The following is a 13,037-nucleotide window of genomic DNA, read 5'->3' as shown; positions in this document are numbered from 1 at the left end:
AGCGGGGGATCGGGTAAGTACGGGCCGATACGGGTCAGCCGCCCAGGGCGTCGTCGATGAACGCGAACAGCTCTTCCCTGCTCGCGGACTCCAGGTCGTGGTCCCCGCCGGGGGCCTGGGGGGAGAGCCGCTCGAGCAGTCCGCGCAGCCGCCGGGCGACGGCTTCGCGGTCCAGGGCGGAGCCCTCGTGTTCGGCCAGGGCGGCCTCGATGCCGTCGATCCGCGTCATCACGACCTGCTCGGTGTCACCGAACAGCCGCCCCTCCAGGTGGTGGGCGAGCGCCACGCACGTCGGGTAGGAGAAGGCGAGCCCCGAGGGCAGACGGAGCCCCGTGAGCGTGGCGAGCCGGTTGCGGAGTTCGACGGCGGTCACCGAGTCCATGCCCAGGTCCTTCAGGCCGCGGTCGACGTCGAGCGCGTCACCGGAGGGATAGCCGAGGATGGCGGCCACGTGCTCGCACACGTGGTCGGTGAGGACCCTCCGGCGCTCGGCGCGTCCCAGCCCGGACAGCCGTGCCTCCAGACCGCCCGCGACGGCCTCACCGGCCCCGGGCCCACCGGTGCCGGCGGCCCCCAGGCCGTCGATGAGCGGGCTCGGCCGGTTGGCGGTGAACGCGGTACGGAACCGCGGCCAGTCGACGGCGGCGACGGCGAGCGCGGGCAGGTCCCGGTCGAGGGCGTGCCCGAACGCCGTGACGGCGGCCTCCGGGTCCATGGTCGGCAGGCCGTGGCGGCTCAGGAGGGCGGCGACAGCCCCGTCCTCGGCCATGCCGCCGCCCGCCCAGGCCCCCCACGCCACCGACGTGGCGGGCAGCCCGAGTGCGCGGCGGTGGTGCGCGAACGCCTCGCAGAACGCGTTGCCCGGCGCGTAGTTGCCCTGCCCGGACACGCCGAAGACGGCGGAGACCGAGGAGAACAGGACGAAGGCCGACAGGTCCGCGTCCCGGGTGAGTTCGTGCAGGTGCACGGCCCCGTCGGCCTTGGCGCGCAGGGCGCGGGCCACCTGGTCGGGGGTGAGCGAGTCGATCGCGCCGTCGTCCAGGGAGGCCGCCGTGTGCACGACCGCGCGGAGCGGGTACTCATCGGGGACCTCCTCCATAACCTCGGCGAGGGCGGCCCGGTCGGCGATGTCGCACGCGGCGAACGTCACCCGGGCTCCCTCCGCCCGCAGCTCGGCCTCCAGTTCCCCGGCCCCGGGCGAGCCCGCCCCGCGGCGGCTCACAAGGAGCAGGTGTTCGGCGCCGCGCCGGGCGAGCCAGCGCGCGGTGTGCGCCCCCAGCGCCCCGGTTCCGCCCGTGACCAGGACGGTTCCGGAGGGCTCCCAGCGGCGTACCGCCCGGATCCGGCTCAGCGGTGCCCGCTTGAGTCGGCGGGCGAGGATCCGGTCACCGCGGACCGCGATCTGGTCCTCACCGTCGGAGCGCTCCCCCGCCAGGACCGAGGCCAGTACCTCACCGGCCCCGGGTGCGTCGGCGGCGGGCAGGTCGACGAGGCCGCCCCAGCGGTCGGTGTGCTCCTGGGCGGCGACCCGTCCGAGTCCCCACACGAGTGCGGCGGCGGGATCGGTCACCCCGTCCCCGGCCGTGACCGCTCCCCGTGTCACGCACCACAGGGGTGCGGTGATCCCGGCGTCGCCGAGGCCCTGCATGAGCAGGACGGTGCGCCGGTGCCCGGCGGCCTCGGTGGGCCGGGGCACGGACCTCTCCGTACGGGCGCCGGCCAGGGCGGACGCCGAGAGGACTCCGACGACGGAACCGGCCTCCTGTGCGGCCTTGGCCGCGAGGCTCGCCATGGAGGCGCGGTCGGCGTCGGCGGGCACGTCCACCGTCCGGACGCGGTGGCCGCGCGAGCCCAGCGCCGCGGCGCAGTCGGCGACGGCGGGGTCGGCCGGGTCGGAGTCGAACAGCAGCCAGGTCCCGGCCGGTCCGGGGCGGCCCGTGCCCGCGTCCACGGGCACCCAGTCCTCCTCGTAGGACCAGTCGTCCAGCGGGTCCGCCGCCCGGGGGCCGGAGGGCGTCCGCCCCGGGGACACGGGGCCGGCCGCGACGGCGGGGTCCCGCCAGTACCGCTGGTGCTGGAAGGCGTAGGTGGGCAGGTCGACGACACTCCGCCGACCGCCGTACACCTGGTCCCAGTCCAGGTCGACGCCGTGCGCGTGGGCCTCTGCCAGCGAGGTCAGGAAGCGTTCGGTGCCGCCCTCCCCCCGGCGGATCGTGCCCAGGACCACCGTGTCCCGGGCCTCCGACTCCTCGGAGGTCTCCTGTATGGCGGGGGCGAGCACGGGGTGCGGGCCGACTTCGACGAACATGTCGTACCCGTCGTGGAGGAGGGCGCGGGTCGCCCGTGCGAACTCGACCGTGCTGGAGAGGTTGCGGTACCAGTACTCGGCGTCCATCCCGGTGGACTCCAGCCTGCCGCCGGTGAGGGTGGAGTACACGGGGATGTCGGGCCGTCTCGGGGTGATCCCGGCCAGTGACGTGGTGACGCGCTCGCGCAGGCGCTCCACGTGGGGCGTGTGCGAGGCGTAGTCCACCGCGATCATCCGCGCGTGGACGCCTTCGGCCTCGTACCGCTCGACCAGCGCGCGCACCGCCTCGGCCTCACCCGCCACGACCGTGGCCGCCGGGCCGTTGACGACCGCCACGTGGACCTTCCCGTCCAGCGTGGCGACGCGTTCGCGGACCTGGTCCGCCGACCGGGCGACCGAGGCCATCGCCCCGGTGCCCGAGAGCTCCAGGACCGCCTGGCTGCGCAGCGCCACGACCTTCGCGGCGTCTTCGAGGGAGAGTGCGCCGGCCACGCAGGCGGCGGCGATCTCGCCCTGGGAGTGTCCCACCACGGCCGCCGGGCGCACACCGTGGGTGCGCCACAGCTCGGCGAGGGAGACCATCACGGCCCACAGCACCGGCTGGACCACGTCCACGCGTTCCAGGGAGGCACCTCCCTCCTTCCCCCGCAGCACCGAGGTCAGCGACCAGTCCACGTGCGGGGCCAGCGCCTCCTCGCACTCGGCCATCCGCCGGGCGAAGGCCGGCGAGGAGTCCAGGAGTTCCACGGCCATGCCCTCCCACTGGCCGCCCTGGCCCGGGAAGACGAAGACGGGCTCGCGGTCGCCCCTGGCCACGCCGAACACCACACCGGGGTGCGGACGCCCCTGGACCAGGGCGTCCAGGGCGTCCAGGTACCCCTCACGGCCGTCGGCGACGACGACGGCCCGGTGCTCCAGCGCGGAGCGGGTGGTGGCCAGCGACCAGCCGACGTCCGCGAGATCGGCCCCCGGCCGGTCCCGCAGGTGGTCGCGGAGCCGCGCCGCCTGTCCGCGCAGGGCGGCGCCGTCACGCGCCGAGAGCCTCCAGGGCCGGGGGCCGGCCGTGCGGCCGGGGCGCGGAGCTTCCTCGGGGGCGTCCTCGGGAGCCTGCTCGACGATGACGTGGGCGTTGGTCCCGCTCATCCCGAACGAGGACACGGCGGCCCGTCTCGGCCGGTCAGTCCGCGGCCAGGAGCGCTCCTCCGTGAGCAGCCGGACCGCCCCCGCCGACCAGTCCACGTGCGGTGTGGGCTCGTCCGCGTGCAGGGTGCGCGGCAGCACGCCGTTCTGGAGGGACAACACCAGCTTGATGAGTCCCGCGACCCCGGCCGCGGCCTGGGCGTGGCCCACGTTGGACTTGAGGGAGCCCAGCCACAGCGGCCGGTCCGCGGACCGGTCCTGGCCGTAGGTGGCCAGCAGCGCCTGCGCCTCGATGGGGTCGCCCAGCGTGGTGCCCGTGCCGTGCGCCTCGACCAGGTCGATGTCGCCTGGTCCCAGACCGGTGTCGGCCAGGGCCTTGCGGATGACCCGCGCCTGGGAGGGGCCGTTGGGCGCGGTGAGGCCGTTGGAGGCACCGTCCTGGTTGACCGCGCCGCCCCGGACGAGCGCCAGGACGCGGTGGCCCCTGCGGCGGGCGTCGGACAGGCGCTCCAGGACGACCATGCCCACGCCCTCGGCGAAGCCGGCTCCGTCGGCGTCCGCTCCGAACGCCTTGCACCGGCCGTCCGGTGCCAGCCCCTTCAGGTGGGTGAACTCCGTGAGCGGCCCCGGTGAGGACATGACCGTCGCCCCGCCCGCCAGCGCGAGCGAGCACTCGCCCGCGCGCAGGGCGTGCACGGCCAGGTGCACGGCCACCAGGGAGGAGGAGCAGGCGGTGTCCAGCGTGATCGCGGGGCCGGTGAGTCCCAGGGTGTAGGACAGGCGGCCGGAGGCGACGCTGAGCGCCGTCCCCGTCATCGCGAACCCGTCCTCCGGCGCCTGGTCCAGCCGCGGCCCGTACTCGGACGTGAGCGTGCCGACGTAGACGCCGGTGTCCGAGCCCGAGAGCGAGGACGGCGCGATCCCGGAGCGCTCCAGGGACTCCCACGCCACTTCGAGCAGCAGGCGCTGCTGCGGGTCCATGGCCTCGGCCTCGCGGGGGGAGATCCCGAAGAGTCCGGGGTCGAAGTCGCCCGCCGCGTCGAGGAAGGAGCCCTGGGACATCGCGGAGCGGGGCGCGCCGCCCTCCTCGCCGAGAAGCGACGGAACGTCCCAGCCGCGGTCGTCGGGCAGCGGGCCCACCGTCTCGCGACCGTGCGAGAGCAGGTCCCACAGGTCCTCGGGCGAGTCGACGCCGCCCGGCAGGCGGCAGCCCATCCCCACGATGGCGATCGGCTCACGGGAGGCGGTCCGGTCGGCTTCCTCCCGCAGCCGCGCGTTCTCCTTCAGCGCGGATCGGAGTGCCGCAACCAGTTGGTGGTCATCGGTAGTCATCTGCCGTCTCCTGTCCACTGGGGGATGCGTGGCCGTCGCCCTTCAGGGCGAGGTTCACGAGATCCTCGACCCCCATCGCATCGATGCTGCTCTCGTGTGATCCGGCGTCATCGACGGATGTGTCGGTGTCGGCGTGCCCTCGCTGAGCGGCCTCCGGCTGGTCGGGTACCAACAGGCCCGCCAGCGCGAGCGCGAGCGCGCGCGGGGTCGGGTGGTCGAAGACGGCGGTGGCCGGAACGCGGACCCCGACCGCGGCGCCGAGCCGGTTGCGCAGCTCCAACCCGGTGAGCGAGTCCAGTCCCAGGTCGGTGAAGGGCCGGTCGGCGGACACACGGGAGGGTCCGGCGTCGGGTCCGTGGCCCAGGACCACGGCGGTGTGCGAGCGGACCTCGGCGAGCAGGGCGCGGTCCCGCTCGGCCCCCGACAGCGCGGCGAACCGCTCGGCGGCGGTGTCCGCGCCGTCCGCCGGGGTGTCCTGAACGTCCTGGGCGCCCTGGGTGGTCCGAGTCCCCTGGGTGGTCGGTCCCACCAGGCCCCGCAGGACGCCGCCACCGGTGCCGGCGGTGTCGAACAGGGCGGGGACGCCGTTGACCATGTCCCACAGCAGAGCGGTGTCCAGGTGCCGCAGGGCCTCCTCGGCGGGCATCGGGAGCAGGCCGCCCCGGCTGAGGACGCCGAGGTCGCTGTCGTCCAGGTGACCGGTCATGCCGCTGGCACCGGCCCACAGCCCCCACGCCAGCGAGGTGGCGGGCAGTCCGCGCTCGTGGCGGTAGTGGGCCAGGGCATCGCAGAAGACGTTGGCCGCGGCGTAGTTGGCCTGACCCGCGTTGCCCAGGACTCCGACGGCCGACGAGAACAGCACGAACGCTCCCAGGTCCGCCCCGGAGGTCAGCTCGTGCAGGTTCCACGCGGCGTCGACCTTGGGCCGCAGCACCCTGTCGACCTGCTTCGACGTGAGCGAGGTGACGGTGGCGTCGTCGAGCACGCCGGCGGTGTGCACGACCGCACCGAGGGGGCGGTCGTCGGGGATCCCGTCCAGGACCCGCTCCAGGTCCTTCCGGTCCGCGGCGTCGCAGGCGACCACCTCCACCCGGGCTCCGAGTGACTCCAGTTCGGCGGTGCGCGCCTCCTGACCCTTCGCCTCGGGACCGCTCCGGCTGACGAGCAGCAGGTCGCGCACCCCGTAGCCGGTGACCAGGTGGCGCGCCACCCGGTGTCCCAGGGTGCCCGTACCGCCCGTGACCAGCGTGGTGCGCTCCTGCGGGAAGGGCGCCGGAACGGTCAGGACGAGTTTGCCGACGTTCTCACCGCGTTGGAGGGAGCGGAAGACCTCCTTGGCCTCGCGGAGATCGTGGGCCGTGGTCGGAAGGGGCCGGATCGTGCCGCTGGTGAACAGCTCCATGATCCGTCCCAGCATCTGACCGATCCGCTCGGGAGCCACCTCGGTCAGCTTGAACGCCTCGTAGCCCCGTCCTGGAAAGGCCTCGGCGACCTCTTCCTCGGAACGGACGTCGGTCAGCCCCATCTCCACGAAGCGGCCGCCCGGGCCCTCGCCGTCACCCGGCGAGCGCAGCAGTCGCAGGGACGCGTCCACGAACTCGCCGCTGAGCGAGTTGAGGACCACGTCCATCCCGCGCCCGCCGTTGGCGGCACGCAGACGCTGCTCGAACTCCAGGTCACGGGAGGAGGACAGCCGCTTCTCGTCGAGTCCGTACTCGGCCAGTCCCGCCCACTTGTGAGGGCTCGCGGTGCCGAACACGCGTGCCCCCATGTGCTGGGCGAGTTGGACGGCCGCGGTTCCCACACCGCCCGCGGCGGCGTGCACCAGGACGCTCTCCCCCGGACGCACCGCGGCCAGGTCCACCAGTCCGTAGTAGGCGGTCAGGAAGGCGACCGGAACGGCCGCCGCCTGTTCGAAGGTCCATCCGCCGGGGATGCGGGCGAGCTTGCGGCAGTCAGCGACCGTGATCGGCCCGAACGCGCCGTCGAACATGCCCGCCACCCGGTCGCCCGGGGCCAGGTCCGTCACCTCGGCACCGGTCTCCAGGATGGTCCCGGAACCTTCGAGGCCGATCCCCGTCTCCCCCTCGACCAGGCCGAGTGCCACGACCACGTCCTTGAAGTTCACCCCGGCGGCACGGACGGCGACGCGGACCTCGTGGGGTCCGAGCTCTCCCCCGGCCTCGGGCGCCGACAGCAGCTCCAGGTTCTCCAGGGAGCCGGGACGGCGGGTGTCCAGCCGCCACAGCGCGTCGGGGGGTGTCAGCTTCTGGTCGTCGCCGGCCCTGACCAGCCGGGGCACCAGGAGCGCACCCGAGCGCAGCGCCATCTGCGGTTCGTCGAGCTCGACCGCTTCGGCCAGGACCCGGTGGGAGTCCTCCGACCCGTCGGAGTCCACGAGCACGAGGCGCCCGGGGTGCTCCCGCTGGGCCGCCCGCAGCAGGCCCCACACCGGGGCCGCGGCGAGCCCGGTGAGCCGGGTCCCCGGGTCGGTGGCCACCGCGCGCCAGGTCACCACCACCAGCCGGGCGTGGTCGGTACGCGGGTCGGTCAGCCAGGAACGGACGGTCTCCAGGACGGATTCCAGGCCCTGGCGGACGGACTCGGGCACCGAGGCGTCCTCGGAGTAGACGGCCGCGGCGGGCAGTTCGGTGAAGACCACCGGCGGCACCGTGCCGTCCAGGTCGATCTCCCTCAGATCGGGCAGACCGGTGGGCACGGAAGGGGCGGGGTCGGGCGCGACGGCCCTCTCCCACACCAGCTCGTACAGGCCCGGCAGCTCGGAGGGATCGCGCTCGGGAAGGGCGTCCGCGTCCAGCGGGCGCATGACCAGTTCGTCCACGGCCACGACCGGGTCTCCGGCGTCGTCGAAGACGTGCAGGCGGTAGCGGTCGGCCCCCAGTTCGGTGGCGCGGACACGCAGGCGGCCGGACACCGCGCCGTCGGCGGCGGCACGCACCCGTACCCCCGACCAGGCGAAGGGAACCGTCAGGGCGCGTTCGTCGGTGCCGCCGTACAGCAGGACCCCGTGCAGGGCGGCGTCCACCAGGGCCGGGTGGGGGCCGTGGAAGGGACCGCCGGTGTGGGGCACGTCGGGCAGTTCGATCTCGGCCAGGAGGTCGTCCCCGCACCGCCACACGCCCCGCAGTCCCTGGAAGAGCGGACCGTAGGCGTAGCCGCGCCGGGCCAGACGGGTGTAGTCGGGCCACACGGTCACCGACTCGGCGTCGGCCGGAGGCCACGAGGTGTCCGCCGATGCGGCACCGTCCGTGCCGGAGTGCTCGGCGTCGAGCGCCGGTCCCTCGGCCAGGGCGCCCGAGGCGTGCCGGGTCCAGGGCGCGTCCGACGCGGCGTCCCCGGGCCGTGCGTGGACGTGCACCTCGCGCCGTCCCTGTTCGTCGCGGACGCCCACGGTGACCTGGAGCCTGGCACCCGCGCCGCGCGTCAGGACCAGCGGCGCCTCCAGGGCCAGGTCGGCCACGGCGGTGGCGCCGACCCGGTCGGCCGCGTGCGCGGCCAGGTCCACCAGAGCCGTGCCCGGCACGACGATCCGGCCGAGGATGCCGTGGTCGCGTACCCAGGAGTGGTCGTCGAGGCCGATGCGGCCGGTGAACACGGTGCGCCCGTCGGCCAGCGCCAGTCCTCCGTCGAGCAGCGGCCGCGCGACCGCCTCCGGGGCGGCCTCGACCAGGGTGGACGGAACCACCCAGTGGCGTTCGCGCTGGAAGGGGTCGTCGGGAACGATGACCGGGGCGCTCTCGTCGGCCACGCCCTCCAGCACCACGTGCGCGTTGGTGCCGCTGATCCCGAAGGAGGACACCGCGGCACGGCGCGGGCGCCCGGTGTCCGGCCACGGTTCCGGTTCGGCGAGCAGCCGCACGCCGCTGCCGTCCCAGTCGACCTTGTCGGTGGGCTCGTCGGCGTGCAGCGTCCTGGGCAGGCGCCCGTGCCGCAACGCCTCCACCGTCTTGATCACCCCGGCCACCCCGGCAGCCGCCTGTGAGTGCCCGATGTTGGACTTGAGCGAGCCCAACCGCAGATCCTCGTGGGAGCCGTCTCGCGCCCGGCCGTACACCGAGATCAGCGCCTTGGCCTCGATCGGGTCGCCCAGCCTGGTGCCCGTGCCGTGCGCCTCCACGGCGTCCACCTCGCCGGGTTCCACTCCGGCTGACGCCAGGGCCTGCCGGATCACCCGTTCCTGGGACTCCCGGTTGGGTGCGGTCAGGCCGTTGCTGGCGCCGTCGGAGTTGACCGCACTGCCCTTGAGCAGTGCCAGGACCGGGCGTCCTGCGCGGCGGGCACGCGAGGCGCGCTCCAGCAGGAGCACACCCGCGCCCTCGGCCCAGGCGGTGCCGTCGGCCGACGCCCCGAAGGCACGGCAGCGACCGTCCGGAGACAGTCCGCGCTGGGCGGAGAACTCCAGGAACATGCCGGGGGTGGCCATGACGGTGGCTCCGCCTGCCAGGGCCATCTCGCACTCGCCGCGCCGGATGGCCTCGGCTCCCTGGTGCAGGGCCACGAGGGAGGACGAGCAGGCGGTGTCGATGGTCATCGCCGGACCGCGCAGGCCCAGGACGTAGGCGATACGGCCCGAGGCCACGCTCAGGGTGCTGCCGGTGAGCCGGTACCCCCCGTCGTTCTCCGTGCCCTGGTCGGCCAGGCGCGGCCCGTACTCGGTGGGCATGGCGCCGATGAACACGCCGACCTGGCGTTCACGCAGGTCGTCCGTGCTCATGCCGGCGCGCTGGACCGCCTCCCAGGAGGTCTCCAGCAGCAGCCGCTGCTGGGGGTCCATGGCGTCGGCCTCGCGGGGGCTGATCCCGAAGAAGCCGGGGTCGAACAGGTCCGCGTCGTACAGGAATCCGCCCGAACGCGTGTAGGTGCGGCCGGGGGTGCCGGGTTCGGGGTCGTAGATGCCCTCCAGGTCCCAGCCGCGGTTGTCGGGGAAGTCACCGATAGCGTCCACGCCGTCCTCCACGAGGCGCCACAGCTGCTCGGGAGAGCGCACCCCGCCCGGCAGGCGGCAGGCCATCGCGGTGATGGCGATCGGGTCGTCGTCGGGAACCGGCGCGGCGACGGCGGGCACCGCGGGGGCGGTGGGAGCGGGAGCAGAGGTGGCGGCGGGGACGGCGGTCGAGTCGGAGGCGGGTTCGGCGGCCCCGAACACCTCCTCCCCCAGTTCCCCGACGAGGAACCCCGCCAGTGCGGAGGGCGTGGGCAGGTCGAACAGGACGGTGTCCTCCAGGTGGACCCCGGTCTCCCGGGACAGCATCCGCCCGAGCTGGAGCAGCATCATCGAGTCGAAGCCGAGGTCACGGAAGGCACGTCGCTCGTCCGAGGCCGTCAGGGACGCCCTGCCGAGTACCCGAGCGGTGTGTTCACGCACCAATGCACGAGTATTCCGGCCGTCGCTTCGCGTCAGGACGGTGGGCTCTTCGGGCCCTGAGACCGCTGCCCGGTCGACGGGCACCACGGCCTGTGTGTCCGGCCAGTAGCGCTGGCGTTGGAACGGGTAGGTCGGCAGGTCGATATGACGGGCACCGGTGCCCCTGAACAGCACCGCCCAGTCGACGTCCACGCCGGCGGTGAACGCCTGGGCCGCCGCGGTCAGCAACTGTGCCTGGTCCCCCGCCTCCCTTCGCAGGGTCTGCAGTACCCGGCCCTCCACCCTGGCCGCGTCCAGCGTGCGCTCGATGCCGAAGGACAGGACCGGATGCGGTCCCACCTCGATGAAGGTGGTGTGGCCGGCGTCCACGGCCGCCTTCACCGCGTCGGCGAAGCGAACGGTGCCGCGCAGGTTCTGGTACCAGTACGACGCGTCCGTTGGCGTCTCGGTCCCGTCGAGCCGCTCCCCGGTCAGAGTGGAGAAGAACGGCACCCGGGCGGAGTGCGGCTCAACACCGCCGAGCCGTTCGAGCAGGTCCTCACGGATATGTTGGACGTGTTGGGAGTGGGAGGCGTAGTCCACGTCGACCAGAGCACCGTGGACACCGTGGTCGACGCAGTACTCCACGGCTCCGCGGACCGCCGCCGGACTGCCGGAGACCACGACCGACTCGGGTCCGTTGACCGCGGCCAGGTGCAGGTCCTCGTAGCTTCCGACGAGCTCCTCGGCACGCTGGGGGGACAGCCCCAGCGAGGCCATGCCACCGCTTCCGGCCAAGGAGGTCAGCGCCTGGCTGCGCAGGGCCACGACCTTCGCGGCGTCGTCCAGCGACAGGGTCCCGGCCACACACGCCGCGGCGATCTCCCCCTGGGAGTGACCGATCACCGCCGCGGGCTCCACGCCCAGCGCCGACCACACCCTGGCCAGGGAGACCATGACCGCCCACAGCACCGGCTGCACGACGTCCACCCGTGTTCCCGGGCCGGTGAACGTCGGCGCTTCGGGCTCGCCGCGCAGCACCTGGACCAGTGACCAGTCCACATGGGGACTCAGCGCCCGCTCACACTCCAGCAGGCGCCGGGTGAACACCTGGGCGAGGGGGCCGTCGCCGTCGAGGAGGTCGCGTGCCATCCCCGCCCACTGACCGCCCTGCCCGGGGAAGACCATGACGGGCCGCTCCTGTGCCCTGTCGGCCGGAACCGACGCGGGTGCGACCGACTCCAACTCCCTCGCTCCATCGCCACCCGACGCGAAGATGACCGCGCGGTACTCGAACACGGCACGAGTGGTGGCCAGCGACAGGCCCACGTCCTGTGCCCTCAGGCCCGGACGGGACGAGACGAAGAAGTGCAGGGCGGACGCCTGGGCGCGCAGCGCCCCCTCGGAGCGGGCCGACAGAACCCACGGAACGGGGTCGAGGGTGCCCTCGCCCGTGGCGGAACCGGCCCTGCCGGCCTGGACCGGCGGGGGCGGACCGAGCACCAGGTGGCAGTTGGTACCGCCCATCCCGAAGGAGGACACACCCGCGAGCGGGGCGTCCGCGGGCCAGGGCTCACGGCGGACCTGCGGACTCAGCCGCAGCGTCTCCAGGTCGATGTCCGGGTGGGGCGCGGCGAAGTTCCGGGTGGGTGGGAGCTGCCCGTGGGAGAGGCTGAGCACGGTCTTGACCAGGCCCACGATGCCCGCCGCGCCCTCCAGGTGGCCGATGTTGGTCTTGGCCGACCCCACGCGCAGCGGCTCCTCACGGCCGTCGGCGAACACCGAGCCGAGCGCGGCCGCCTCGACCGGATCGCCCGCCGGGGTACCGGTGCCGTGCAGTTCCACGTAGCCGACCTGTGCCGGGTCGACCCCCGTCCGTCGGTAGGCCGCGCGCAGGACCTCCTCCTGGCCGTGGACGTCGGGGCGGGCGAGGTAGGAGGTCTGACCGGAGTTGTTCACGGCGCCGCCGCGCAGGACGGCGTGGACGGGATCGCCGTCGGCCAGGGCGCGGTCGAGCGGTTTGAGCACCACGACGGCGCCGCCCTCACCCCGCACGTAGCCGTTGGCCCGTGCGTCGAAGGTGTAGCAGTGCGCGTCCGGCGAGAGCCCGCCGAACTGGACCACGCCCTCGGTGCTCTCCGGCGTCAGGATGAGGTTCACCCCGCCCGCCAGGGCCGTACCGCACTCGCCCCGGCGCAGGCTCTCCATGGCCATGTACACCCCGACCAGGGACGAGGACTGCCCGCTGTCCACGGTCAGGCTCGGTCCGGACAGGCCGAGGGCGTAGGAGACGCGGTTGGCGATCATGCCGCGCTGGGTGCCCACGAACGTGTGGTGGGTGATGCCGCTCTGTGCGGTACGTCGCTGCAGGAGGGCGTAGTCGGAGGCGATGGCACCGGTGAACACGCCGGTGTCGGTGTCCCGCAGGGCGTGCGGCGACATGCGGGCGTGCTCCACCGCCTCCCAGCTCAGTTCGAGCATGATGCGCTGCTGCGGATCCATGGCCAACGCCTCGCGCGGGGAGATCCCGAAGAAGCCCGCGTCGAAGTCCTCGGTCCGGTCGAGGTACCCGCCCCAGTAGCGGTCACGTGCCGAAGAGGTGACGCCGAGCCGGTCCGGCGGAGCGGAGATCGACTCCCGCCCCTCGCACAGCAGCCGCCAGAAGGCATCGGGGGTCGAGGCTCCGGGGAGACGGCAGGAGACTCCCACCACGGCGATGGGAGCACCGGCTTCTCCCTGACCGCCGTACGCATGGTCACTGCTCAACGCGTTCCCTCCGATCACGCCCACACCGATCACGCCCACGCTCTCGCCGTGCGTACACGATGACTTCCGCGATGTGCGTCCTCGCGGAAGGCGTACTTGTATCCGTATCGTGCAGATGCACGGACT

Annotated in this window: 2 protein-coding genes; both read right to left on the bottom strand. The window is 73.8% G+C overall.

The features are described from left to right. Positions 1-34: 34 nt before the first annotated feature. Positions 35-4,780: a type I polyketide synthase gene (locus NOSIN_RS02510; protein ID WP_077689181.1), complete on the bottom strand. Its 4,746-nt coding sequence runs from the start codon at positions 4,778-4,780 to the stop codon at positions 35-37. Beyond that, positions 4,767-12,911, bottom strand: coding sequence for a type I polyketide synthase (locus NOSIN_RS02505; RefSeq protein WP_227014641.1), 8,145 nt, complete (start codon positions 12,909-12,911; stop codon positions 4,767-4,769). The genes NOSIN_RS02510 and NOSIN_RS02505 overlap by 14 nt, the downstream gene beginning before the upstream one ends. Positions 12,912-13,037: the final 126 nt, after the last annotated feature.

The organism is Nocardiopsis sinuspersici (genome assembly GCF_001998325.1).
GTDB lineage: Bacteria > Actinomycetota > Actinomycetes > Streptosporangiales > Streptosporangiaceae > Nocardiopsis > Nocardiopsis sinuspersici.
Note: the sequence above shows the minus strand (reverse complement) of the source record. Positions and strands in the feature narration are given on the sequence as shown.

Coding starts and splice junctions, on each gene's coding strand:
- NOSIN_RS02510 (WP_077689181.1), bottom strand. CDS start 4,780: ATGACTACCGATGACCACCAACTGGTTGCGGCACTCCGATCCGCGCTG.